The organism is Rhodococcus cercidiphylli (genome assembly GCF_033042225.1).
GTDB lineage: Bacteria > Actinomycetota > Actinomycetes > Mycobacteriales > Mycobacteriaceae > Rhodococcoides.
In genome coordinates, this window is record NZ_JAWLKE010000014.1 from 60011 (window position 1) to 83646 (window position 23636).

At 64.0% G+C, this 23636-nt stretch carries 24 protein-coding genes and 1 riboswitch; of the genes, 10 read left to right on the top strand and 14 right to left on the bottom strand.

What is annotated here, in order from left to right; translation table 11 throughout:
* The first annotated feature begins 4 nt into the window (after positions 1–4).
* Positions 5–541, top strand: a complete 537-nt coding sequence (locus tag R3P95_RS25520) for a DUF3558 domain-containing protein (RefSeq protein WP_317549861.1) — start codon at positions 5–7, stop codon at positions 539–541.
* Positions 542–631: 90 nt separating this feature from the next.
* On the top strand, positions 632–2014 hold the full coding sequence (locus tag R3P95_RS25525; RefSeq protein ID WP_317549862.1) for an FAD-binding oxidoreductase: 1383 nt from the start codon (positions 632–634) through the stop codon (positions 2012–2014).
* Here R3P95_RS25525 and R3P95_RS25530 read toward each other — a convergent pair whose 3' ends face one another.
* The 10 genes from R3P95_RS25530 to R3P95_RS25575 all read right to left on the bottom strand — a co-directional run bounded on the left by R3P95_RS25530 (position 2015) and on the right by R3P95_RS25575 (position 13622).
* Positions 2015–3325 (bottom strand): aspartate aminotransferase family protein, encoded by a 1311-nt coding sequence (locus R3P95_RS25530; RefSeq protein ID WP_149408062.1) that lies wholly within the window; start codon positions 3323–3325, stop codon positions 2015–2017.
* Complete coding sequence (locus R3P95_RS25535) at positions 3326–4462, bottom strand: ABC transporter substrate-binding protein (RefSeq protein WP_317549863.1); 1137 nt, start codon at positions 4460–4462, stop codon at positions 3326–3328.
* A complete protein-coding gene (locus tag R3P95_RS25540) occupies positions 4459–5217 on the bottom strand; it encodes an ABC transporter permease (RefSeq protein ID WP_149408063.1) in 759 nt (252 codons plus the stop codon). The genes R3P95_RS25535 and R3P95_RS25540 overlap by 4 nt, the downstream gene beginning before the upstream one ends.
* A complete protein-coding gene (locus tag R3P95_RS25545) occupies positions 5214–5993 on the bottom strand; it encodes an ABC transporter ATP-binding protein (protein ID WP_317549864.1) in 780 nt (259 codons plus the stop codon). The genes R3P95_RS25540 and R3P95_RS25545 overlap by 4 nt, the downstream gene beginning before the upstream one ends.
* Positions 5990–6925 (bottom strand): ABC transporter permease, encoded by a 936-nt coding sequence (locus R3P95_RS25550; protein WP_317549865.1) that lies wholly within the window; start codon positions 6923–6925, stop codon positions 5990–5992. Before R3P95_RS25550 ends, R3P95_RS25545 begins: the two co-directional genes overlap by 4 nt.
* Positions 6922–7953 carry a TIGR03842 family LLM class F420-dependent oxidoreductase gene (locus tag R3P95_RS25555; RefSeq protein ID WP_317549866.1) on the bottom strand — a complete coding sequence of 344 codons (1032 nt, stop codon included), beginning with the start codon at positions 7951–7953 and terminating at the stop codon, positions 6922–6924. The genes R3P95_RS25550 and R3P95_RS25555 overlap by 4 nt, the downstream gene beginning before the upstream one ends.
* 3 nt (positions 7954–7956) lie before the next feature.
* Positions 7957–9378, bottom strand: a complete 1422-nt coding sequence (hydA, locus tag R3P95_RS25560) for a dihydropyrimidinase (RefSeq protein ID WP_317549867.1) — start codon at positions 9376–9378, stop codon at positions 7957–7959.
* Entirely contained in the window at positions 9378–10217 is an 840-nt protein-coding gene (locus tag R3P95_RS25565) for a nitrilase-related carbon-nitrogen hydrolase (RefSeq protein WP_317549868.1), read from the bottom strand. The genes hydA and R3P95_RS25565 overlap by 1 nt, the downstream gene beginning before the upstream one ends.
* A 104-nt stretch (positions 10218–10321) precedes the next feature.
* Positions 10322–11836 (bottom strand): ATP-dependent DNA ligase, encoded by a 1515-nt coding sequence (locus R3P95_RS25570; protein ID WP_317549869.1) that lies wholly within the window; start codon positions 11834–11836, stop codon positions 10322–10324.
* A gap of 208 nt (positions 11837–12044) precedes the next feature.
* Positions 12045–13622, bottom strand: coding sequence for a carboxylesterase/lipase family protein (locus R3P95_RS25575; protein WP_269595602.1), 1578 nt, complete (start codon positions 13620–13622; stop codon positions 12045–12047).
* A 98-nt stretch (positions 13623–13720) separates the two neighbouring features.
* Here R3P95_RS25575 and R3P95_RS25580 point away from each other — a divergent pair, with 98 nt between their 5' ends.
* From R3P95_RS25580 to R3P95_RS25605, 6 genes are all read left to right on the top strand, one after another.
* Positions 13721–14368, top strand: a complete 648-nt coding sequence (locus R3P95_RS25580; protein WP_317549870.1) for a hypothetical protein — start codon at positions 13721–13723, stop codon at positions 14366–14368.
* A 118-nt stretch (positions 14369–14486) separates the two neighbouring features.
* Positions 14487–15884 (top strand): sugar porter family MFS transporter, encoded by a 1398-nt coding sequence (locus tag R3P95_RS25585; RefSeq protein WP_317534184.1) that lies wholly within the window; start codon positions 14487–14489, stop codon positions 15882–15884.
* 63 nt (positions 15885–15947) lie between these two features.
* Positions 15948–16047: riboswitch (TPP riboswitch) on the top strand.
* The gene (locus tag R3P95_RS25590) at positions 16041–16763 is read left to right on the top strand and encodes a TenA family protein (RefSeq protein ID WP_317549871.1); all 723 of its coding nucleotides are present in this window, start codon (positions 16041–16043) and stop codon (positions 16761–16763) included. (Overlaps the previous riboswitch by 7 nt.)
* Positions 16760–17773 carry an ABC transporter substrate-binding protein gene (locus R3P95_RS25595; protein ID WP_317549872.1) on the top strand — a complete coding sequence of 338 codons (1014 nt, stop codon included), beginning with the start codon at positions 16760–16762 and terminating at the stop codon, positions 17771–17773. Before R3P95_RS25590 ends, R3P95_RS25595 begins: the two co-directional genes overlap by 4 nt.
* Positions 17751–18587: an ABC transporter permease gene (locus tag R3P95_RS25600; RefSeq protein ID WP_317549873.1), complete on the top strand. Its 837-nt coding sequence runs from the start codon at positions 17751–17753 to the stop codon at positions 18585–18587. The genes R3P95_RS25595 and R3P95_RS25600 overlap by 23 nt, the downstream gene beginning before the upstream one ends.
* Positions 18580–19317 carry an ABC transporter ATP-binding protein gene (locus R3P95_RS25605; RefSeq protein ID WP_317549874.1) on the top strand — a complete coding sequence of 246 codons (738 nt, stop codon included), beginning with the start codon at positions 18580–18582 and terminating at the stop codon, positions 19315–19317. Before R3P95_RS25600 ends, R3P95_RS25605 begins: the two co-directional genes overlap by 8 nt.
* 75 nt (positions 19318–19392) lie before the next feature.
* On the opposite strand, the gene R3P95_RS25610 is transcribed toward R3P95_RS25605, so the two are convergent.
* On the bottom strand, positions 19393–20049 hold the full coding sequence (locus R3P95_RS25610) for an FMN-dependent NADH-azoreductase (protein ID WP_317549875.1): 657 nt from the start codon (positions 20047–20049) through the stop codon (positions 19393–19395).
* 73 nt (positions 20050–20122) lie between these two features.
* On the opposite strand from R3P95_RS25610, the gene R3P95_RS25615 reads away from it, so the two are divergent.
* Positions 20123–20485: a helix-turn-helix domain-containing protein gene (locus tag R3P95_RS25615; RefSeq protein ID WP_149408076.1), complete on the top strand. Its 363-nt coding sequence runs from the start codon at positions 20123–20125 to the stop codon at positions 20483–20485.
* 15 nt (positions 20486–20500) lie between these two features.
* Here the strand turns inward: R3P95_RS25615 and R3P95_RS25620 are convergent, their stop codons facing one another.
* Together R3P95_RS25620 and R3P95_RS25625 are read right to left on the bottom strand one after the other, a co-directional pair.
* Positions 20501–20821, bottom strand: a complete 321-nt coding sequence (locus R3P95_RS25620; protein WP_068048442.1) for a homoserine dehydrogenase — start codon at positions 20819–20821, stop codon at positions 20501–20503.
* Between the two features lie 230 nt (positions 20822–21051).
* Positions 21052–21822, bottom strand: coding sequence for a hypothetical protein (locus R3P95_RS25625; RefSeq protein WP_094688133.1), 771 nt, complete (start codon positions 21820–21822; stop codon positions 21052–21054).
* Between the two features lie 187 nt (positions 21823–22009).
* On the opposite strand from R3P95_RS25625, the gene R3P95_RS25630 reads away from it, so the two are divergent.
* The gene (locus R3P95_RS25630) at positions 22010–22294 is read left to right on the top strand and encodes a GNAT family N-acetyltransferase (protein WP_068048422.1); all 285 of its coding nucleotides are present in this window, start codon (positions 22010–22012) and stop codon (positions 22292–22294) included.
* A gap of 3 nt (positions 22295–22297) precedes the next feature.
* Here R3P95_RS25630 and R3P95_RS25635 read toward each other — a convergent pair whose 3' ends face one another.
* Positions 22298–22513: a hypothetical protein gene (locus R3P95_RS25635; RefSeq protein ID WP_317549876.1), complete on the bottom strand. Its 216-nt coding sequence runs from the start codon at positions 22511–22513 to the stop codon at positions 22298–22300.
* Positions 22514–23636 lie beyond the last annotated feature (1123 nt).

Sequence of the window (23636 nt, forward strand, 5' to 3'; positions counted from 1 at the left end):
CCCGATGTCGACATTCCGCTCCGCCGATTCCACCCGCCGCGTCGTCGCCGCTGTCCTCGTCACTGCGGCCGTCGGTACCGGATGCACCACCACCGTGACCGGTACGGCCGTGCCCGCTCGATCCGGCGGCAGTGGGCAGTTCGACAAGCTGCTCGAGGAGTGCATCGCCGTCCCCGATCCCACCATCGCCGAAACAGTGGGTGCCGACCTCGTCGAGCAGTACTTCTACGGTGCAGTGTGCATGTGGACCGGCATCGGCGGCGGCGGACTCATCGATGTGACTTTCGCCTGGTTCGAGGACGATGCACTCTCGCGCGAGCGAGACCTGGCCGATCGGCTCGGCTACGCGACCGAAGACGTCGCCGTTGCCGGCACCACGGCGTTCCTGTCACGACGGCCGGACGATCCGTCGTCGTGCGGAATCAGCGCGGCGTACTCGGGTGTCATCACCTGGTGGGTGCAGTACCGAGGCGCCAGTCCGGCCGACCCGTGCGCCGCCGCCACCGAACTCGCAGAACTGACGCTGCAACGCAATCAGTGACCGAGCGCCGACCGGCCCCGACTCCACCGCACACGCGGCCGTGACACACTCGAGTGGCGACGGTCACAATTTCGATGTGAGGAGACCGAGATGTCGGTGACGACCGATACAGATGCCCGCCTGAGCGAGCTCGAATCCCTGCTGTCACCCGGCGCGGTGGTCACCGACCCGGACATCACCGAGGGCTACCGCCGCGACTGGGCGAAGGATCCCGACGCCGGCACCCCACTGGCCGTCGTGCGCGCACAAATAACCGAGGACGTTCGTGCCGTCATGCGGTGGGCCACCGAGCACAACGTGGCGGTCGTCCCACGCGGCGCCGGGTCGGGCCTGTCCGGTGGTGCCACCGCCGTGGACGGCGGAATCGTGCTCACCACCGAGTTGATGCGTGAGATCGCCGTCGACCCGGTGACCCGCATCGCCGTCGTACAACCCGGGCTGCTCAACGTCGAGGTCAAGAAGGCCGTCGCAGAACACGGCCTCTGGTACCCACCGGACCCGTCCTCGTTCGAGATGTGTTCCATCGGAGGCAATGCGGCCACCAATGCGGGCGGCCTGTGCTGTGTGAAGTACGGCGTCACCACCGACTATGTTCTCGGTCTCGAGGTCGTCCTGGCCGACGGTACCGCCGTCCGACTGGGTGGGCCACGCCTGAAAGACGTTGCAGGCCTGTCTCTTGCGAAGCTTTTCGTCGGCTCCGAGGGCACGCTGGGCATCATCACCGAGATCACCCTTCGACTGATCCCGGCGCAACCTCCCGCCAGTACGGTGGTCGCGTCGTTCGCGTCGGTGCACGACGCGACCGCCGCAATTCTGGCCATCACCCGGAACCTGCGGCCGTCGATGCTCGAGTTCATGGACCGCGCGTCCATCGGTGCCGTCGAAGATGCCATGAACATGGGACTCGATCGCGAGGCGGCAGCGATGCTCATTGCTCGGTCCGACTCCCCCGGTGCCGACCGAGGTCGCGAGATCGAGATCATGGCGGCCGCGTGCACCGAGGCCGGCGCATCGGATGTCTTCACCACCGACGACCCCGACGAGGGTGAGGCCTTCGCTGCCGCACGGCGATTCGCCATTCCCGCGGTCGAGCGACTCGGCAGCCTGCTGCTCGAGGACGTCGGCGTTCCACTGCCCGCACTTCCGGCCCTCGTCGACGGAATCGCCGAGCTGTCCAGGAAATACGACGTGCTGGTGGCGGTCATCGCCCACGCCGGTGACGGCAACACCCACCCCCTGATCGTCTTCGACCCCGAGGACGCCGACATGACACGGCGCGCCAACATCGCCTTCGGCGCGATCATGGATCTGGCGATTTCGTTGGGCGGCACCATCACCGGCGAACACGGCGTCGGTCGCCTCAAGAAGGCCTGGCTGCCCGATCAGGTCGGTGAGGACGTCATGGAACTGACCCGCCGTATTAAGACTGCCCTCGATCCGGCGGGCATCCTCAACCCCGGTGCGGTGCTCTGATCACCCGTCGACGGTGAACCCGTCCGCCACCGTCAACACCTCGTCGAGGATTTCCAGTCCCTGACGAATCTCGTCCTCGGATGTCGTCAGCGGCGGCGCGATCTGGAGGCGATTGCCCGATACGAAGGGCCACAGACCGCGGGACTTCGCCGCTGCGGTCACCGTCCCCATGGCCGCCGCGTCCTTGCCCGACGCAGCGAACGGCACCAGCGGTTCCCTCGTCTGGCCGTCCTTGACCAGTTCGACGGCCCAGAAGAATCCCTTGCCACGCACCTCGCCCACGCTCGGATGAGATTCGGCCAGCTTGGACAGGCCCGCCCCGAGTACGTCCTCCCCCACATGACGCACGTGCGGAAGAATCTTGTCGCGCTCGAACACTCCGATGGATGCCACGCCCGCGGCGCACCCGAGCACGTGACCGGAGTAGGTCAACCCGCCGGGATAGGGCTTGTGATCGAACTGCGAGGCGATCTTCTCCGAGATGACCACCCCGCCCAGAGGCACGTACCCGGAGTTGACGCCCTTGGCGAATGTGATCAGATCCGGTGTCACATCCCAGGCCTGGCATGCGAACCATTCGCCGATTCGCCCGAACCCGACCATCACTTCGTCGGCGATGTAGACGATTCCGTACTTGTCGCACAGCGCCCGAACGCCGGCCAGATATCCGGGCGGCGGGATCAGCACACCGTTGGTGCCGATGACCGATTCGAGGATCAGTCCGGCGATGTTCTGCGCTCCCTCGAGCACGATGACCTGTTCGAGGTGTGCCAGTGCTGCGGCCGTTTCGTCCTCGGGAGTCGTTGTCCCCCATGGTGACCGGTAGGGATACGGCCCGAAGAACCGGACGACGTCGACGTTGGTGGGTTCGGTGCCCCAACGCCTCGGCTCACCGGTAAGACCGATCGCAACTCCGGTTCCACCGTGGTAAGAGCGGTACGCGGCAAGCATCTTCGTGCGCCCGGTGTGCTGTCGCGCCAGCCGCACCGCGTGCTCGACGGCTTCTGCGCCACCGGTCGTGAAGAACACTCGATCGAGATCACCCGGCGCACGTTCGGCGATCAACGCCGCGAGTTCACTGCGCTTGTTGTTGGCCACGGTCGGAGAGATGGTCGTCAGAACCTGGGCCTGTTCGACGATGGCGGCGACGACGTCAGGGTGCTGATGCCCGAGGTTGACGTTGACCAACTGTGACGAGAAGTCCAGGTATCGCTTGCCCTTGTCGTCCCAGAACCACGATCCCTCCGCACCCTCGACGGTGATCGGATTCAGTTCGGCCTGCGCCGACCAGGAGTAGAACACGTGATCCATCTACTTGCCGCCTTCCTCCAGTGTGACCTCCATCGGAGCGTACGACTCTCCGGTCACGTCCACACCGTCGGCCTTCAACAAATCCAAAGCCTCGGTGACGTACTCGTTGGTGTACGCCTCGGCGTCGGGGTCGGCCGTCAGCACGGTCGATCCCTCGGCATTCCGGGTGGACTTCGCGATGTCGACCGTCTGCTGCCAGGCCGCCTCGTCGATCATTCCGATCCCGTCCGCGGACGGCCATATCAGTTTGTTGACTTCGTTGACCTGCCACAGCTGATGACTCGCGCCGAGTGTCGAGCCCGCAGCGACGGTGATGTCGCGGCACGTCTCGACGTTGTCGCGGCAGAAGATCCAGCCCTTCAACGACGCCGCCAGGAACTTGACGGTCTGCTCCTGGTAGGCCTCGTCGGAGAGCTTGTCGGTATTGGCCCAGATCGCGTCCTGCAGCATCGCGACACCGTCGTCGTTCCAGTTCAGCGACGTGAAATCGTCCTCCGTGTAGAGCGCACCGGTTGCGGGGTTCACGGTCTCGAGCAACTGGGCGTACTCGTTGTAGGACATCGCCTGGGCTGCGGCGATATCTCCGGACAGAAGGCCGTTCATGTCGAACTGCTGCTGCACCAACGTCACGTCGGAGGGACTGACCCCGGCCTTGGTCATACCGGCGAACAGCTCGAATTCGTTGCCGTAGCCCCAGTTTCCGACGGTCTTGCCCTGGAGGTCGGCCGGTGTGGCGATGTTCTGATCCTTGAACGAGACCTGCAATGTGCCCGACTTCTGATAGATCTGGGCCACGTCGGTGATGCCGGCTCCGGCCTCACGGGATGCGAGCGCCTTGGGTACCCACGCGACGGCGTAATCGGCCTGCCCCTGGGCGAGCACGGTTTGCGGAACGATATCCGTTCCACCGTCGAGGATTTCGACGTCCAGCCCCTGTTCCGCATAGAAACCCTGATCGACGGCGGCGAGGTAGCCCGCGAACTGGCCCTGTTTGAACCACTGCAGTTGCAGCTTGATCGTGGTGTTCCCGTCGGCCGCGGTGTCGGTGTCGGTCGTGGTGGTGCTGCAGGCCGAGGCGACCACCGCCAGAGCCATGACGACGGCGAGAAGGGGTCGGGGGGTTCGAGTGATGTTCATATCCATCTTTCCTGGGGACGACGCCGGGACACGAGTTTCTCGAGCAACAGAACAACCACGAAGAAGAGCAAACCGACTGCGATGGCACCCATCACGTAGGCCCACGCCCGGGGGTAGGCCGTGTTCGCCGCGGCGGAGGTGATCCGCGACCCCAAACCGTTCTGCAGTCCACCGAAGTACTCGCAGATGATGGCAGCAATGACAGCATTGGGAGCGGCAACCCGCAACCCGGTGAAAATGTGCGGAACGGCGGATGGGAGGCGAACGATACGGGTGAACTGCCAACCGCCGACGGCATACGACGTCATCAGGTCGTGGTGCACAGCCGAGACCTGCCGCAGTCCTTTTGCCGCGCTGACGAATACCGGGAAGAACACGACGATGGTCACCACGAGTCGCCGCGGTAGGTCGGTGGTCGAGGAGAACATCGAGTTGAACACCGGCGCAAGAGCGACGATGGGAACGGCTGCGGCACCCGCCGCCAACGGGGTGAGCAGTTCGTCGACGATCCGCAGGCGAACCGCGGCCATTGCTGCGAGGAGACCCAGGACCGAACCTGCAATCAACCCCACGAGAGCATTGGTTCCCGTTGCCAGACTTGCCGATCCGATGTTGCCGAGGTTGCGCACGAATTGCTCGGCGATGGCGCTCGGCGACGGCAGCAGGAACGACGGAACCCCCGCGACGACCGTGAGCAACTGCCACAGTGCGAGCGCCGCCGCGCCGAACACCACCGGTGGCAGCCAGAGCTTCATCGCAGATCCGCACTGCGAACCGCACGGCCGTGCAATGCGTCACGAACCGCGGTGATGGACGCGAAGAACTCCGCCGATTCGCGTGGATCCCCGTTCGCATCGAAACTGTCGATCGTGAGTGCGTCGACGATCCGTCCCGGCCGAGGGGACATGACAACCACCCGATCGGACAGGTACACCGCTTCGGGAATCGAGTGGGTCACGAACACCACTGCTGCGCTGGACTCCTCGGCGATGCGGAGTAGGTCGTTCTGCATCTTCTCGCGGGTCATCTCGTCCAGGGCCCCGAACGGTTCGTCCATCAACAACAGTCCCGGCGTTCGAGCCAGCGCCCGTGCGATCGCCACTCGTTGCTGCATCCCACCGGACAGCTGGCTGGGAAATTTCTCTGCGAAATCGGTGAGTCCGACGAGGTTCAGCAACTCGCGAACCCGTTCTGCCCGCAAGCGTTTGGGAACCTTGTGCAGTTCCAGCGGCAATGCGACGTTCGATTGCACTGTGCGCCAATCGAGCAGCCCTGCCTGTTGAAAGGCGATGCCGTACTTCTGTTCGACGCGGGCTCGGCGAGCAGACAGGCCGAACACCGATACCGAACCGGACGTCGGTTGCTCGAGATCGGCCACGATGCGGAGCAACGTCGACTTACCGCACCCCGAAGGCCCGATCAGCGAGACGAATTCACCGGGGGCGATCGCGAGCGATACATCCTCCAGCGCAGTCACTCCCCCGTCGAACGTCTTCCCCACGCCCTCGACGAGTACCGCATGCTCGGTCATGACCGATCCTTTCGACCGGGCGAGCGGCCCGCATAACGGCCGAGCGCGATATCGAGCAGCGATACCAGTGCGGTCACCACCAACCCGAGCACCGCTGCGCCGAGAACAGCGGCGTACAGGCGGGAAGCGTCTCCAGTTGCCTGCTGCGAGAACACGATGATCTGCCTACCGATACCGCCGGTCGTTCCGGTGGAGATTTCGGCGACCACGGCACCGATCACGGCGGCGGCAGCAGCCAGACGCAGCGCCGGAATCAGATGCGGCACCGAGGCGGGCAGGCGAACTCGAACGAGGGTGCTCCACCATCCGGCCGCGTAACTGTGCATCAGATCGAGTGCTGCCCGATCGGGTGCACGCAGGCCGCGCAGCATTCCCACCGCCACCGGGAAGAACGCGAGATACGACGCGATGACGGTGATGCTCATCCACGGCTGCCAGGCGTAACCGCCGATGGCGATCTTCCCGCCCCAGCCCGCGACGAGCGGTGCCAACGCGATCAGCGGAACCGTCTGCGAGACGATCACATACGGCAACACGGACCGCTCGACCCACACGAACCGTTGCATCGTCACGGCCAGCAACAGCCCGACCACCGTCCCCAGCGCGAACCCGAGTACGGCGAGCCCGAACGTGAACAGGCCACTGGACACGATCGCGGCACCGACACTGCGAGCGCCGGCGACGTTCACCTCGGGCTCGGTCAGCGCCGCCAACACCGACCACACGTGCGGTAGTGCACCGTCGTCGGTGCGCGGCAGCACCCGCACTCCGGCGACACTCACCCCGTTCTCGGGGACGAGCACTTTCACCAGCTCCCAGACCGCCAGCAACGAGCCGACGGCCACCATTGCCATCACCGGACGCCGCACTCCTCGATTCGCACCGGCGGAAGTGGGTGCCACCACCGCAGCCTGATCGAGCAGACTCGTCACGACGTTGCCGTCACGCTCGGGCGGATCTGCGGAATGATGCTCTCTCCGTAGGCCTCGAGTGTCGCGGCCTTGGCGTCGTGCTGCAGGTACACCGAGAACTGGTCGACGCCGAGTGTTTCCAGCTCTTTCAGCTTGGCGATGTGATCGGCCGGGGTGCCCAGTAGGCAGAACCTGTCGATCACCTCGTTCGGAACGAATTCTGCGTGCGAGTTTCCTGCTCGACCGTGCTCGTTGTAGTCGTACCCTTTGCGCGCTGCGATGTAGTCGGTGAGAGCCTGAGGAACACCACCGCCATCGCCGCCGTATCGCGAGACGATATCGGCGACGTGGTTGCCGACCATCCCGCCGAACCAACGACACTGATCTCGGGCGTGTTCGAGCCCTGCGTCGGTGCCGTCGGTCACGTAGGCGGGAGCTGCAACGCAGATCGAGATCGAATCCGGGTCGCGACCCGCCTGCTCGGCCGCAGCGCGGACCCGGCCGATCGTCCAAGCCGCGATATCGGGATCGGCCAGCTGCAGAATGAACCCGTCCGCCACCTGACCGGTGAGCTCGAGGGCTTTGGGTCCGTACGCCGCAACCCATACCTCGAGCCGGGACCGCTCCGCCCACGGGAACTGCACCGTCGTCTCACCGACCCGGGCGCTGCGCCCGTTGGCCAGGCTACGGATCACCTCTATCGATTCCCGCAGCGCTGCAAGGGTTGTCGGCTTGCCGCCGAGGGCACGGACCGCCGAATCACCGCGGCCGATGCCGCAGACGGTCCGATTGCCGAACATGTCGTTGAGCGTTGCGAACGTCGATGCCGTCACCGTCCAGTCGCGGGTGGCGGGATTGGTGACCATCGGGCCGACGGTCACCCGCCTCGTCGCGGCCAGAATTTGACTGTAGATGACGTACGGTTCCTGCCACAGCAGGTGCGAATCGAATGTCCATACGTGCGAGAAACCGTGTGTCTCGGCCTGTCTGGCCAGGTCGACCACACGGGACGCCGGCGGATTGCACTGGAGCACTACCCCGATGTCCATGGCTCAGATCAGATTCTGAGACAGGTCGCGTCGGACGAATCGGCCGTGTCCCGGAGTGCCGGAATAGGATCCACCGTCGACGATGATCCGGCCACGCGAGATCACGGTATCGACATGCCCGTCGATCTCGAAACCCTCGTACGCCGAATAGTCCATGTTCATGTGGTGGGTCTTGTCGACGCCGATGCTGGTGTGTCCGTTCGGATCGTAGATCACGATGTCCGCGTCGGCACCCGGAGTGATGACGCCTTTCCTCGGATACATCCCGAACATCCTGGCCGGAGTGGTGCAGCAGACATCGACCCACTTCTCGAGCGTGATCTTGCCGCTCTTGACTCCCTGGAACATCAGATCGATGCGGTGTTCCACCGAACCGATCCCGTTGGGAATCTTGGAGAAATCGCCGACACCCATCTCCTTCTGGTCCTTCATGCAGAACGGGCAGTGATCGGTACTGACGGTTGCCACGTCACCGGTGCGCAGGTACCGCCACAACTCGTCTTGATGTCCCTCGGCTCGCGACCGCAGTGGCGTCGAGCAGACCCATTTGGCACCTTCGAAGCCCGGTGCACCGAGTTGTTCCTCGAGCGAGAGATAGAGGTACTGCGGACATGTCTCGGCAAACACGTTCTGCCCGTTGCCCCGGGCATGCGCGATCTGTTCCAGGGCCTGCTTGGCCGAGACGTGTACGACGTAGAGCGGTGCACCGGTGACATTGGCCAACATGATGGCTCGATGCGTCGCCTCCTCCTCGAGCTGCCACGGCCGCGACGTGCCGTGGAAGTACGGGGCCGTGTCTCCACGCGCGATCGATTGAGCGACGAGTACATCGATCGCGATGCCGTTCTCCGCGTGCATCATCAGCAGTGCACCCGTTTCGGCGGCGGACTGCATCGCGCGCAGGATCTTGCCGTCGTCGGAGTAGAACACGCCCGGATAGGCCATGAACAGCTTGAAGCTGGTGACGCCCTCGGATACCAACTCGCTCATGGCTTTCAGCGAATCGTCGGTGACATCGCCGATGATCTGATGAAAGCCGTAATCGACAGCGCATTGCCCCGCGGCCTTGTCGTGCCATTGCGCGAGAGTGTCCTGGACGCGCTGACCGGGTGTCTGAATCGCGAAGTCCACGATCGTCGTCGTGCCGCCCCATGCGGCTGCGCGCGTTCCGGTTTCGAAGGTGTCGGAGGCGAACGTACCGCCGAACGGCATCTCCATGTGCGTGTGTCCGTCGACCCCACCGGGAATGACGTATTTGCCGGTCGCGTCGACGACGACGTCCGCCGAGGTCTTCAGGTCTGCGGCCAGGGAGACCGATCCTGGTGCCAGCACGGCGACGATGCTCTCACCGTCGATGAGCACATCCAATTCCTGTGCGCCGGTGGTGGATACCACGGTTCCGCCGTGCACGAAGGTGGTGGCCATCAGGGTTGCACCAGCGGTCCGTATGCGTCGGGCCTGCGGTCACGATAGAAGGCCCACCGGTCGCGTACCACCTTGAGCAGGTCCATGTCGAGGTCACGCACGATTATTTCGGGTTCCGTATCCGACGCCACTTCGCCGACGAATTTGCCTTCGGGGTCCACGAAATAGCTGGTCCCGTAGAAGTCGTCGTCACCGTATTCGGATTCGATTCCGACTCGATTGATCGCGCCCACGTAGTACTCGTTGGCGACGGCCGACGCGGGCTGTTCGAGCTTCCACAGATAGTTCGACAATCCACGCGAGGTGGCCGACGGATTGAAGACGACTTCGGCACCGGCAAGACCGAGCGCCCGCCAACCTTCCGGAAAATGCCTGTCGTAGCAGATGTAGACACCGATACGCCCGACCGCGGTGTCGAACACCGGCCACCCCAGATTGCCGGGGCGAAAGTAGAACTTCTCCCAGAATCCGTTCACGTGGGGGATGTGGTGTTTTCGATACTTGCCGAGATAGGTGCCGTCGGCGTCCACCACGGCAGCGGTGTTGTACAGAAGTCCGGGCTGTTCCTGCTCGTACACGGGCAGAATCATCACGATGCCGAGTTCTTTCGCCAGTGCGGCGAAACGGTCGACGGTAGGCCCAGGTACCGATTCGGCATATTCGTAGAATTTCGCGTCCTGCAATTGGCAGAAGTACGGACCGTAGAAAAGTTCTTGGAAGCAGACGACTTTCGCGCCCTGCTCGGCGGCGGACCGAGCAAACCCCTCGTGTGCCGCGATCATCGATTCTTTGTCACCGGTCCACTTGCTTTGGACCAGAGCAGCTCGAACTGTGGACATCATTGGCACTCCATCTCTCGCTGGCTTGCACCCTCGAGAATATTTTGCGCCGTGTTACGGGGTCGTTCGGCCGGTTTCGTATGTATTAATCGTCGGGACTGTTTTCACGAGTGTGGAAGGAGTGCGCGCACGGCGTCGATGGCGTCCGCGGTGGCGAGGTCCTTGTCGGGGCGATACCGCAGCACTCGCGCGAATCGCAGGGCCACGCCGCCCGGGTAGCGCGGGCTGACCTGCACACCGTCGAGTTCGATTTCGACGATCAGCTCGGGACGCAGGTACACCGTGTGCTCGTCGCGCTCGCGCTCGTGTTTCGGGAATTCCTCGGTCTGCCACTGCAACAGAACGTCGGTCAGGCCCTTGAATGTCTTACCGACCATGATCGGGTCACCGCCGTCGGGATCGCGAGCTGCGAGGTGCAGGTTGGACAGGTAACCGGTGCGACGCCCGTATCCCCACTCGGCTCCGAGGACGACGAGGTCGAGGGTGTGTTCGGGTTTGACCTTCTGCCAGCTCTTTCCGCGGCGGCCTGCGGCGTACGTCGCACCGAGCGCTTTGAGCATGACTCCTTCGTGCCCGGCGTCGAGTGCAGCGTCGAAGTGGGCCGCTGCTGCGTCCGCATCGGGCCGAACGACACTCGGAATTCGGTGCCCTGGCGCTACCCGGTCCAGTGCGGCGAGGCGCTGCTCCAGCGGGGCATCGAGCAGGTCCACGCCGTCGAGGTGCAGGCAGTCGAAGAAGTAGGGCTGCAGCAGCAGCGCGTGTGCACTCTCGGCACCGAACCGACTCATCGTTTCCTGGAACGGTCTCGGCCGTCCGCTGTCATCGAGCGCGAGGGTCTCGCCGTCCAGGACCACCGAATCGCACGGCAGCGCGAGGACCAGTTCCACCAGCTCGGGCACACTCGCAGTGATGTCGCGCAGGGTTCGCGTGTAGATGCTCACGTCGGTTCCGGAGCGGTGCACTTGAATTCGCGCACCGTCGAGCTTGTATTCCACGGTGAGGTCGCCGGACAACTGTTCCCAGGCAGCGTGTAGAGACTCCGCGGGAGAGGCAAGCATCGGCCGGACCGGTCGACCGACCTCGAGCCGGAATGCATCGAGCGCGTCGACGCCACCGCTGATGGCGGCAGTGGCCGTCGCAGTCAAACGACCCGAGAGCATGAATGCGCGACGCACCGGTGCCTGCGGCAGGTTCGTGGCCGCGGCAACAGCGTCGACCATGATTCCTTCGAGCGCGCCCTGACGCAGCTCGCCGGTGACGAGCCGGATCAAAAACCGACGCTCCTCGGCTGTGCTGCGCGAGAACAGGTCGGTCAGTATCGCTACCCGCCGAGCAGCAGAACCGGCCCCCGACGTCGCCGCGACCGAAGATATCGCCTCGTCCACCTCGGCAACCGTCAGCGTCGAGTCGGCAGCGGCCGCCACGTCGAGATCGGCCAGGGTGCGCCAGCCGACTCCTATCCGCCCCTGCGGCAATTCCCCCGACAGCCACGACACAGCGGGCTCGATGTCGTCGGTCTCGGCCTCGGCGAGCAGGGCAGCGATCTGCCCGATCTTGATCTTGCGCGAACGCGTCGCCGATACTGCGCGGGACGTTTCGACGATCTTCGACATCAACACACATCGAACATAACCGCCCCCACCGACAGACCCGCCTGATCAGGTCATTCCGCAGGCTCCACTCCCGCGCGCTGACATCCAATTGTTACCGGTGTGACTCGAGCGACCACTGTTCTTGCTGTTACGTTCGATTCATGTCAGCCACGTCCGTGCGACAGAACGCGCAGGAGTGGAGCCTGCGGAACGACTCCGTTGCATGGACGACGTGTCAGCTGAACCCGAGAACGCGGTCGCCCCACGCCGCGCGCATGTCACCGTCGGGGTCGTCGACGAGAGTGTCGGATGCATCGATCACCAGCGTCCAGCGCGTCTTCTCGGTGTACGGAGCCCAATGCTTGGACGCATCGAGCGCGGCGGGGACACCGTACCGCGCGAAAGCGAGCCAGCGTCTCTGCATCCGCGCGGACACCGCCATTGCGGGCTTTCGGCCACCGAGCCAGAAGGTGGGGTCTCGGTTGAGCGTTCCAAAGTTGCCGAAGACGTACGGCAGCTCGGTCGCATGTCCCGCTCCCACCCGTGCGGCCTTGAGCATCGGCGTCGCATGATCGAATCGGTACATCCATGTCGGCGAATGCCTGCTGTGCGCGTCGGCGATCCACAGACTGGGCATGAGAAATCCTGCGTCCCGCGAAATAGCTTGTGCTCCAGCGGGTTTGTCCCTGTCCGGATACGCCGCCATGATTTCGGCGACACGATAGGCCGGCAGATCCGCGTGGTCGTGCGCGATGGCGCGGAACATCTCGGAGACGGTGTCCGAGGTGATCGGCATCAACGGAGACTTCATGAATCGGAAGATCGAGGGCTCGTCGTGGTTGGTGCCGATGATCAACGGGATCTTGTGCGAGAGCCCCTTCTGGAAGGCAGCCACGGGATAACGCGGAACGATATCGCCGTCGACGACCGGCGAAAGACCAAGTGTCCCAGGAACTGTCGTCGGGATCTCGTAACAGAGCGTGTCGCCGGCGGTGACCAGCCTGGTGAAATGCATGTCGAACAATTCGCCGATGTCTTTCCGGTCGACGCCCACCAACTCGAGGAATCTCGACGCCACCGCGGCTCCGCGATCGGGGCCGTACACCGAGGTCGCAGGCGCGCTCTGCACGATCGCTCGCTGGAACAGCCCCTCGGCCTTGGGAGAAGTCATCAACGTGGTGACCGACGCTCCCCCGGAGGATTCACCGAACACCGTCACCTGATCGGGATCGCCGCCGAACGCAGAGATGCACTCGCGGACCCATTGCAGTGCGGCAATCTGATCTCGCAGCCCCAAATTGGTCTCGAACGTGTGCTCGTCGGTGGAGAACGAGGAAAGGTCGAGAAACCCGAACGGGCCCAGCCGGAAATTGATGGTCACCACCACCACGTCGCCGTTCTCGCTGAGGTTCCTCCCGTCGTAGACCCGCTGGGCGGACGAACCGAGCGAGTACGCACCGCCGTGGATCCAGACCAGCACCGGCCGCAGTTCCGCGCCAGGACGGGGGGCCCAGATGTTGAGCGTGAGACAGTCCTCGGAAATCGACAGCGACGGATCGATCGGCACCGGACTGTCGCGACCCTGCGGAGCCATCGCACCGAACTCGAGGCCGTCGAGCACCCCCGACCAGGGCTGCAACGGACGCGGCGCACGGAACCGGAGCTTGCCCACCGGTGGCGTCGCGTAGGGAATACCCCTCCAGGCCACGATCGGCGACGCATCGGCAGCGACCGGATAGCCGAGAACGTCGCCGTAGGGCGTGCTCACGAGCACGGTGGAATCGGACGCAGCGGAGTCAGACGCGGTGTCCATGGAACCTCCCCTTCGGTCGTTGCCCAACGTACCAACATCAACCATCCCCTCGGCGACGATACGCACAGCGTCGACGCCCGCGAGCGAAGGAACCGACGATGAAGACAATCGGATGTGCCGCAGTGGCAATCGTCGGGGCGTGCCTGCTCGGAGGCTGCGGCTCGAGCGGGGAAGGCAACGGTCCGATGGCGACCGTGATCACAGACCGCCCCACCCCGATCACCACGGCTCCCTCCGTCACCTCCGCCGCGCCGGCATCACCGTCCACCCCAACGACGACCACGCCGACGTCCACCACGGCGGCACCGACGAGTCCTGTTGCAGCCCAGGCAAAACCGCAGGACTACGCGGGCAAAGCACCCGGCTGGTACTACTTCACGAGCCCGAGCGGAAAATTCGAGTGCGGTATCGCCGTGCTCGAGTCCTCGATCGCCGGATGCCACGGGTCACTGCCTGACTCGGCACCCAAGGTTCCCGGCAGCGGGGCGTCGGGAACGGCGGTGAAACCCAACGCTGTGCAGCTGATTGCCGGGTCTGCGGCGAAGTTCGAGAGCTTGGGTGATCCCAAGTTCCACCGTTTCGACGGCCCTGCGGCGGCCTTGCCGTACGGCGAAGTGCTCACAATCCCCGGAAGTGGCTCCACCAACGGCCTCCAGTGCAGCGTCGACGAGCAGACCGGGGTCACGTGCACCGATCAGGTAGGCCACGGTTTCACCGTCTCGGACGACGATTTCGACCTTCGTTGACGGTCTCGTTCGCGCGGCAAACAACCAGGCGTAATGTCCGGGGACGGTACGACAATCCCTGCCGTACGGTCTCCCCAGCGGCCGACGCCTGTGCGCGCGGCCGGAAGGTGCATCACTCATGAATCAGACCTCGGACCGCCACACAGCGAAGGTCATCGGCGTCAGCATCGCCGCTGCTGTGGGCGGATTCCTGTTCGGCTTCGACAGCTCGGTCATCAACGGCGCTGTCGACTCGATCGAAGATCACTTCCTCCTCGGTTCGTTCACCACAGGCTTCGTGGTCGCGATCGCGCTCATCGGGTGCGCAGTGGGTGCCTGGTTCGCCGGCAGCCTCGCAGACCGCTGGGGACGCAAGAAAGTCATGCTGCTGGGCTCGGCCCTGTTCGTCATTTCCTCGATCGGTTCGGGATTGGCCTTCAGCGTCCCCGACCTCATGCTCTGGCGCGTACTCGGTGGCCTCGGAATCGGCATCGCCTCGGTGATCGCCCCGGCCTACATCGCCGAGATCGCTCCGGCCAAATGGCGCGGCTCCTTGGCCTCGCTCCAGCAATTGGCCATCACCATCGGCATTTTCGCCGCTCTACTGTCCGACGCCCTTCTCGCCGGCGCAGCCGACGGCGCGTCCAACGACCTGTGGTTCGGCATCGAGGCATGGCGCTGGATGTTCCTGGTCGGCGTGGTTCCCGCTCTCGTGTACGGGTTGCTGGCCACCCTGATCCCGGAGTCTCCGCGTTACCTCGTCGGTCAGCATCTCGACGAGGAAGCAGCCCGAGTCCTCGCCGAGATCACCGGGGAACTGCACCCGGACGAGCGCATCCACGAGATCAGGCTGACGCTGCGCAAGGAGTCGCGTTCGTCGTTCGCCGACATTCGCGGTCCGAAGTTCGGCCTGCAACCCATCGTCTGGGTGGGCATCACCATGGCTGTGCTGCAGCAGCTGGTCGGCATCAATGCGATCTTCTACTACTCGACGACTCTGTGGCGTTCGGTCGGTTTCACCGAGGATCAGTCGTTCACCACCTCCGTCATCACCGCGGTGATCAACGTCGTCATGACGTTCGTGGCGATCCTGTTCGTCGACCGTATCGGTAGGCGCAAACTGCTGATGGCCGGCTCGATCGGCATGTTCGGCGGACTGGTCATGGCGTCGGTGGCGTTCTCGCAAGCGACCGGCAGCGGCGACAACGTCACCTTGCCCGCTCCGTGGGGTGCGATCGCCTTGGTCGGGGCCAATCTGTTCGTCATCTTCTTCGCCTCGACCTGGGGTCCGATCATGTGGGTCATGCTCGGTGAGATGTTCCCCAACCGCATGCGCGCCATGGCACTCGGCATCGGTACCGCAGCCAACTGGATGGCCAACTTCGCTGTCACGCTTGCTTTCCCGCCGCTGACGTCGTCTGTGGGTCTGTGGGTGATCTACGCAGGGTTCGCGTTGTTCGCCGCGCTCTCGTTCTTCTTCGTCAAGGCCAAGATCCGGGAGACCAAGGGTATGGAGCTAGAAGACATGCTGGGGTGATGCCGGACCGCAGATACAGGGGCAACAGCAGCACCATCGAGTGACCGGTGTTACTGTCACTGTCGTTCTGACACGGGGTGTGTCCGCCGATGCGGATGCTGAGATCAAACCCGCCGAACCTGATGCAGGTAATGCTGACGAAGGGATGTCAAGGCGATGACGCCTGTTGTATCTGCGGACCCGGTCCGCTTCACCGATCTACTGTGGGATGCGTCCGAGAACATTCGACGGGCGATCGACGACCTCGAATTTCTTCGGCTCCTCGGGGCGGGGACGCTTCCGCTCGATGCGTTCCGTCGGTACCTCGAACAGGACTCGCTCTATCTGGGCGGATACGTCAAATCGCTGTCACTGCTGGCAGCGCACGCACCGAACCCGGCCGTCGGCGCGTTCTGGGCAAGCGCCGCCGCGAGTGCGATGGACGAAGCCGCATCGCACGAAGCGATGCTGAACGGTGGAGCACTGCCCCCGTCGCCCCGGACGCCCGAGCCCTCACCGGCATGCCTGGGCTACACGTCCTACCTGACCGCGACGGCGGCGACCGAACCGTATCCTGTTGCGGCAGCAGCTGTTCTGCCGTGCTTCTGGATCTACGCCGACGTCGGTCGCTCACTCGCCAGTGCAGCGAAGGCTGTTCTCGATCGAGATCCCGAGCATCCGTACGCGCAGTGGGTGGCCGCGTACGATGCGCCGGAATTCCATGCCATCGTCGACGCCGCCAGAGCCTTCGTCGATGACGCCGCAGCGGCCGCGACGCCGACGCAGCGCGAACAGATGATCGACGCCTTCGTCGTGGCATCGAGATACGAATTGATGTTCTGGGACAGCGCGTTACATCCCACCCCATGGCCCCTGGCCGAGAGTGCGGTGTACGCATGAGAACCACTCGGATTCTCGCCGCGTTGGCGGCGGCAGTCGTTGCCACGACCGGCCTGGCGGGGTGCTCGGACTCGACGGACTCGAACACCATTCGGTTCGCCCTCGACTGGACGCCGAACACCAACCACACCGGCCTGTACGTCGCCCTGCAAGAGGGCTATTTCGCAGACGCAGGTCTGGACGTGGAGATCCTCCCGTACAACAACACCGCGGCAGACACTCTCGTCGATGCCGGAAACGCCGAGTTCGGAATCAGCACACAGAGTTCGGGCGTCTTCGCCACCTCGGCGGGCGCGCAGACCGTCTCGGTCCTCGCGCCGCTCCAGCACTGGGCGACCGGTATCGGAGTTCGTGCAGACAGAGACGACATCCCGAGCCCGAAAGCACTCGACGGCAAGGTCTATGCCGGCTTCGGCGAGTCCGGCGAACAGGCCGGCCTGCAACAGGTCATCAAGAACGACGGCGGCACAGGCGAATACGAGACGGTGGTACTGGGCACATCGGCGTACGAGGCGGTCTACTCCGGTACCGCCGACTTCACCGTCTCCTACTTCGCGTGGGAAGGCATCGAGGCCGAGCACAGCGGAACTCCGATGAAGTACTTCGACTACACCGACTATGGATTTCCCGACGCCTACGCCATCACGATCAGCGGCAACGAACCGTGGCTCGACGCCCACCCGGACGAGGCGAGGAAGTTCGTGCAGGCACTGCAGCGCGGCTACCAGCTCGCTGCCGACGATCCGGACAAGGCCGCACAGGATCTGATCGACGCCAACCCGGGAACCTTCACCGACGAATCGCTCGTCTTCGAGAGCCAGGAGATGCTCGCCGCGAAGTACATGAAGGACTCCAACGGCGAGGTAGGACGACAGAGCCTCGACAAGTGGGCCGCGTACTCGAAATTCCTCTACGACAGCGGTGTGCTGGCCGATCAGAACGGCGCGCCTCTGACTGCGGAGCCGGACTGGTCGACCTACTTCACCAATGACTACCTCGGCGATCGATGAGTCGGTAGCCGCTGACCGAGGTTCCTACTCGTTCAGCGGTATCCGAGCCTCGCTGCGGTGGGCGTGGCCCGCGCTGACCGTCGTCGTCCTACTCATCGCCGCCTGGCAGATCTATGTCGAGATCAGCGGCATCCGGCCGCAGGTGCTGCCGTCCCCCAGCCGCGTGGTGGTCCAGGGTTGGGCGCAGCGCGACGCGATCGCCGAGAACGCAGCGGCGACCCTGCAGGTGACCCTCGTCGGCTTCGCGGTCTCCCTCGCCCTGGCGTGGTTGCTGGCCATCGCGGTGGATTTCTCGCCGTGGCTGCGGCGCGCGTTCGTTCCCCTCTTCGTCGTATCGCAGACGCTCCCGATCATCGCGATCGCGCCGCTGCTGATCATCTGGTTCGGCTTCGGGCTGCTTCCGAAGATCCTGGTGATCGCACTGGCCACGTTCTTCCCGATGGCCATCGGGCTCATCGAGGGTTTCGCGGCGGCCGATCGAGACGCACGATCGCTGCTGGCCAGCATGGGAGCATCGCGCTGGCAACAGTTTCGATACGTGCGGCTACCGTCGGCGCTTCCGCGGTTCTTCACCTCTCTTCGCATCGGAATCACCTACGCCGTGGTCGGCGCGATCTTTGCCGAATATGCCGGAGCCAGTGCAGGGCTCGGCATCTACATGAGTCAACAGAAGAACTCGTTTCGTACCGATCTGGTTCTCGCCGCGGTTGCCGTGACGGCCGTGATCAGTGTGGTCCTGTTCGTCTCCACCTTTGTGGTGGAGCGGTTCGTCGCGCCTTGGGCGCGTCACGGTTCGGTGGGTCTTCATGTCTGACCCCGACACCTTCGTCGATGTTCGCGATCTCACCAAGTCGTTCGGCGAAAAGCCTGTGCTCGACGGTATTTCGTTCGGGGTGCAGCCTGGTGAGTTCGTATCGATCATCGGTCCCAGTGGCTCGGGCAAGAGCACTGTGTTCAACATGCTCGCCGGGCTCGACCGACCCGATTCCGGCACGGTTCGGGTACCGCCGTGCGCCTACATGCCGCAGAAGGATCTGCTGTTTCCGTGGCGTTCGGTATTGGACAACACCACCCTCGGTCTCGAAGTGCAGGGCGTCGCCAAGAAGGAGGCGCGTGCGCGGGCACGCGAGCTGTTTCCGGTCTTCGGCCTGGACGGGTACGAGTCGGCCAGGCCGTTCGAGCTCTCCGGCGGTATGCGCCAGCGAGCGGCGCTGTTGCGCACGGTGGTGCAGGGTCGATCGGTAGTGCTGCTCGACGAGCCCTTCGGGGCGCTTGACTCGTTGACGCGAAGCGACATGCAGGCCTGGTTGCAGCAGGTCTGGTCGGAGTTTCGATGGACGGTACTGATGATCACGCACGACATCCGTGAAGCGGTCTACCTCTCCGATCGCGTGATCGTCCTCTCCCCCAGACCCGCCCACGTTCGACGCCAGGTCGAGGTGACGCTACCCCGCCCACGCGGGCTCGAGATCGTCACGACGCCGCAGTTCGCAGCGGTCGAGAAGCAGCTGATGGACGTTCTGCTCAGCGCGTCGACGCTCTGACCGACATAACGACGCCGACCTCGGGTGGTGTCGTTGTCTGGCCGTTCGAGCGGACTTCGCCAGGCTACTGGGCCCTCACCTGGCAGTTGTCCCACCCAATCGCAGCGCGAGATCGTCGACGGCGGAGAACGCCGCCTCGAGATTGGCTTGCGCCTTGGGAATCTGCGGCGCGAGTGCGGGCACCCGCTCGGCGAGCGTCAAGTCGACCGGAACGAAGTGAACCTCCATTCCCAGCGCAACTTCGAGCACCTGACGCAGTTGTGCAGTGGTGTGATCGGCGGACGCGTTGTCCGTACCGGGGGTGTAGTCGTTTCCCCGGCTGGTCACCACGACCACGGGCTTGCCGACGAGGGGTGCGGTGTCACTGTCGAACGGCACGGTGATGCCCGGAACGTGTACGTAGTCGATCCAGGCTTTCAGGGTCGACGGAATCGACCAGTTGTACATCGGCGCACCGATCAGCACTACGTCCGCAGAGATCAATTCCTCGATCAGTTCCACCTGCAGCGCCTCGGCAGAGGGCTCCACGGTTTCGTCTGCGGTTCGCAGATGAGGTGCCCAATGCAGCGCGGAGGTGGGCAGATGCGGCAGCGGACTCGTGTGCAGGTCTCGATGGATCACCGAGTGGTCCGTGCCGATCCCATGCCAGGCGTCAGAGAAGCGGGCCGTGACCCGACGGCTGGTCGAGCGGACCGGGTCGGCAGACGAATCGAGGTGCAACAACTGCGGCACTGAACGCTCCTCACATGATGGGTGCTTCGAGCCTATGCGTAGCGCCGCGTTCGCTCGCTCCTATCCTGGACGAATGGACTTCCGATTCGTCATGCCTGCCCTCGATTCGCGATCGGCCACCTCGCTGGCGGCGGTCGTTCACGAGCGCACCGGGTCAGACGTCGACATCAGGATCGGCGGTTCGGAGGTCCGACTCGACGACGCGACACGCAGCGCGGTGTTGGAACTTCTCACCCAGCTCGCGACCGGCCGGGCGGTGGCAATCGGTACCGTCGACGAGTTGCTGACCACCTCGCACGCTGCCGAGGTGCTCGGTGTTTCGGACACCTATGTCAGACGGTTGGCCGATGCAGGCGATCTACCGATCGAAATGCGCGGCACCCACAGACGATTTCGGCTCGAAGACCTTCTGCGGCATCGTGATCGATTCCGGTGACGATGACGGTTGCCGTCACCCGGCCTCACGTTCGAAGTGCTCGGACTGGACCGTCATGAGATCACGGAACGCCTGTCCGGCGGCCAGCCAGAGCTGTTCGGAGTCGATGTAGTCCACCCCTCGGACCTCGACGTCGCCCAGGTACGCGCCGACGTCGACCGACAGCATTCCGATGACCGAAGAGACGTCGGCATCGAGATACGTGGATTGGGTGTTCTGCAGCTCGCGGAACTGAGCCGAGAAGAACTCGGCTGGGATCCTGCGATCGACGAACTGGGCGATCAGGAACAGGAAGCGGGACGCATGGGCGGAGCCCGTCCGGAAGGAATGTTCCATGGTGAAGACCTCTCCCCACGGTCGACAGCACCCCTCGCACTGTCGACCGTTGAGCTCGCTGGTACCCGAATTTCGATGATCGGACGAACTCTCGAACATCGATTCGACCCAGGGGCTAAAACAGGGAGCTCGTCCTACCAGAGCCAGATTAATCGGACCTTTCTCCGGTTTTGACCGGAAAAGGCGATTTGATGAGGAGTCACAACTACACAGTCCCGAGCTGTGGTTCTCTACTGAAACGATCCCAGCGGAGCACGATCCGGAGTGTCCAGTTGCCAGAACTGCCAGCCGTCCCGCTCTTCGACATCACCACTGATATGCGTTGCTACCGCACTGGCAGCGACGGAAGGATTGTCGAACCGTCGGCCTTCCATCGGTCCTGCGGTGATCTCGAGTCGCTGCGTTTCGGGATCGTAGCGTCCGCTCAGCCGATAGCCCTCGCAATCGGCGACCACGCGTACTCGGTTGTCGATCACTTCTTCTTCCAAGGCCGCCTTGGCCGACTTACGGGGTGCTTTCACCCGGGGAGTACGTACCCACGTCTGTTCGGGGCCGACATCGATCGTCGTGTCCAGCGTCGAGCTCAGACCCAGCAGGTCCCAACGCTCGCTGCCGTGCAGCACTCGGTCCACCGCGATTGCGTGATGCCCGGTCCTGGTGCGCAGTGGCGAATCCTGGACCCAGAGGTCGACCTCTCCGCGAATGTCGGTGGCCATCTCTTCCGACGACACCATGTAGAAACGCGGCTCTTCGTTCGCGAGATCGACGAACACCCAATACGAGGATCCGGTGTCGTCACTCTCGAGCGATTCGTCCTGCCTGCGGGCCTTCCAATCACCCGTCACCTTCGATCGAACTCGAACTATGCACGACGACGTGCCGTCCATCGACCAGACCTGCACGGGATTACGACGCGACGTCGTCAGCCGCTCCGCACGTCCACCGCGCTGAGCGACGGTTCGGATGAATGCCTTGATTCCCCGGTCGGATGTGTCTTCCACGGATTGCCACCTTCAGCCTCGAGAGCGCCCCGTACTTATGAAGAGCGGTGTTGCGACGGGTGGCGCTGGCACGACTCGGTTTCCCTCACCCTACTGCGTCGATGCCTGCTCGAGTAACCGCAGAACGCCCCACCGGAGCAGTGCCGGTTACCGTGGTGGCACCGAAACTCGGCCAGGAGGTACCACCATGCCGGTCAAGATCACCCACGACACTGTTGACCACAGGTTCGAGATCCATGTCGATTCCGAGCTGGCAGGCTACTCGGAGTACCTCGAATCGGACGGATCGAGAACGTTTCATCACACCGTGACGCTTCCGCAGTTTCGCGGCCGAGGACTTGCCGCCGCCCTCACCGAATACGCGCTCGACGACACCAGCACGCAGGGTCTGCGCGTTGTCCCCGCGTGCTGGTTCGTTCGCGACTTCATCGCAGCCGCGGGCGATCGCTATTCACATCTGACCGTCCTCTGACCGTCAGCGACGGGACGACATCACCTCGACGCTGATCTCGGATTCCGATTCGCAGTCCTTCGAAGCCATGCCCTCCGCAGCCTCACCGTCACATGAAATCTCTTCTGCAACAGTTGCTTCGGCAGCTCTCTCCGCCGCGACCCGACGCCGTTCGTAGTTCTGCGCACCCCGCGCGACGCGTTGTCGATGTTCGTTCAGGATCTGTTCGTAGTGGTACATCTGTTCTCCTACAACAAGAGTGGACGCCGAGCACAAAGCATTGCTGTGCGGCGAAGAATTGGATCGATTGCTGCATGTCGTCGGCATGAACCGACCGATTCTGCCGAAGGCTCACTCAGAGAACATGATCGGCAACCATGGCAAGCCGCGTATAGACGAATCGACGGCCCACGGAAATCGCGCCTGCTGCCATTGTCCACCTCCACGGTCTTTGCGATGTGCCTGTGCCACGATCATGCACGGCTGCAGCGACGAACTCCACCGATTAAATTGAACGGGTGACGACGAAGGAGTTGTTGTCCACCAATTCTCCTGGCGCAGCCGGTGATTCGCGTCGACTTTGCCCTCTCTGCGATAACGCGAGACCCACACAGTGACGACGCCCGGGGCGCCGCCCGGTAACAACTCGTACCTAGCGTCGGTCCCCTGAGTCGAGGTGATAATTGCGAGCCCGCAACCGCGCGCCGGCACCTGGCTCTGGCCTCGCTCTTCGCAAAAGCGCGCGCGTTCGTCAGGTGCGCGGGAAATGGTGAGTGGTCGGGGTGCGATTCCGCGCGCGGATAGCGAACGCGCGCGCGTGTGTGTCGGGGCCAACGCTCCGGGGCAGTTCGGGGCGGCGGTGTGCGGGTCGACGCGTCTGGGTTGCCTGCGACAGCGCGCGGAGTGACGAACGCGAGCCGGTCACCCGGGTCCAGGCCCGGATCGTCGCGAATGCGCGCGCGTTCGTCGGGTGCGCGGGGAATGGTGACTGGTCGGGGCGCGATTGTGCGCGCGGATAGCGAACGCGCGCGTCTGCGCTCGTGAGAGCGATCCGCAGTCGCGTCGTCTGACCGCATCCAGGTCCAGGCCTGGGCTGTAAGCGAATGCGCGCGCGTTCGTCGGGTGCGCGGGAATTGGTGTCTGGTCGGGGCGCGATTGTGCGCGCGGACGGCGAATGCGCGCGCGTCTGCGCTCGTAAGAGCGATCCGCGGTCGCGTCGTCTGCCCGCATCCAGGTCCAGGCCCGGATCGTCGCGAATGCGCGCGCGTTCGTCGGATACTCGTGGGTGTGGTGTGGGTGGTTTCGAAATGCAGAATGGCCCTCGACCGTGGTCGGGGGCCATTCTGGAATGTTGTGTTCGGCG

What these genes read in the sequence shown, in the direction of transcription:
- R3P95_RS25535 (WP_317549863.1), bottom strand. Translation starts at nt 4,462, where the DNA reads ATGAACATCACTCGAACCCCCCGACCCCTTCTCGCCGTCGTCATGGCT.
- R3P95_RS25525 (WP_317549862.1), top strand. Translation starts at nt 632, where the DNA reads ATGTCGGTGACGACCGATACAGATGCCCGCCTGAGCGAGCTCGAATCC.
- R3P95_RS25635 (WP_317549876.1), bottom strand. Translation starts at nt 22,513, where the DNA reads ATGTACCACTACGAACAGATCCTGAACGAACATCGACAACGCGTCGCG.
- R3P95_RS25520 (WP_317549861.1), top strand. Translation starts at nt 5, where the DNA reads ATGTCGACATTCCGCTCCGCCGATTCCACCCGCCGCGTCGTCGCCGCT.
- R3P95_RS25620 (WP_068048442.1), bottom strand. Translation starts at nt 20,821, where the DNA reads ATGGAACATTCCTTCCGGACGGGCTCCGCCCATGCGTCCCGCTTCCTG.
- R3P95_RS25575 (WP_269595602.1), bottom strand. Translation starts at nt 13,622, where the DNA reads ATGGACACCGCGTCTGACTCCGCTGCGTCCGATTCCACCGTGCTCGTG.
- R3P95_RS25545 (WP_317549864.1), bottom strand. Translation starts at nt 5,993, where the DNA reads ATGACCGAGCATGCGGTACTCGTCGAGGGCGTGGGGAAGACGTTCGAC.
- R3P95_RS25565 (WP_317549868.1), bottom strand. Translation starts at nt 10,217, where the DNA reads ATGTCCACAGTTCGAGCTGCTCTGGTCCAAAGCAAGTGGACCGGTGAC.
- R3P95_RS25605 (WP_317549874.1), top strand. Translation starts at nt 18,580, where the DNA reads ATGTCTGACCCCGACACCTTCGTCGATGTTCGCGATCTCACCAAGTCG.
- R3P95_RS25595 (WP_317549872.1), top strand. Translation starts at nt 16,760, where the DNA reads ATGAGAACCACTCGGATTCTCGCCGCGTTGGCGGCGGCAGTCGTTGCC.
- R3P95_RS25600 (WP_317549873.1), top strand. Translation starts at nt 17,751, where the DNA reads ATGACTACCTCGGCGATCGATGAGTCGGTAGCCGCTGACCGAGGTTCC.
- R3P95_RS25580 (WP_317549870.1), top strand. Translation starts at nt 13,721, where the DNA reads ATGAAGACAATCGGATGTGCCGCAGTGGCAATCGTCGGGGCGTGCCTG.
- R3P95_RS25590 (WP_317549871.1), top strand. Translation starts at nt 16,041, where the DNA reads ATGACGCCTGTTGTATCTGCGGACCCGGTCCGCTTCACCGATCTACTG.
- R3P95_RS25555 (WP_317549866.1), bottom strand. Translation starts at nt 7,953, where the DNA reads ATGGACATCGGGGTAGTGCTCCAGTGCAATCCGCCGGCGTCCCGTGTG.
- R3P95_RS25540 (WP_149408063.1), bottom strand. Translation starts at nt 5,217, where the DNA reads ATGAAGCTCTGGCTGCCACCGGTGGTGTTCGGCGCGGCGGCGCTCGCA.
- R3P95_RS25615 (WP_149408076.1), top strand. Translation starts at nt 20,123, where the DNA reads ATGGACTTCCGATTCGTCATGCCTGCCCTCGATTCGCGATCGGCCACC.
- hydA (WP_317549867.1), bottom strand. Translation starts at nt 9,378, where the DNA reads ATGGCCACCACCTTCGTGCACGGCGGAACCGTGGTATCCACCACCGGC.
- R3P95_RS25530 (WP_149408062.1), bottom strand. Translation starts at nt 3,325, where the DNA reads ATGGATCACGTGTTCTACTCCTGGTCGGCGCAGGCCGAACTGAATCCG.
- R3P95_RS25585 (WP_317534184.1), top strand. Translation starts at nt 14,487, where the DNA reads ATGAATCAGACCTCGGACCGCCACACAGCGAAGGTCATCGGCGTCAGC.
- R3P95_RS25630 (WP_068048422.1), top strand. Translation starts at nt 22,010, where the DNA reads ATGCCGGTCAAGATCACCCACGACACTGTTGACCACAGGTTCGAGATC.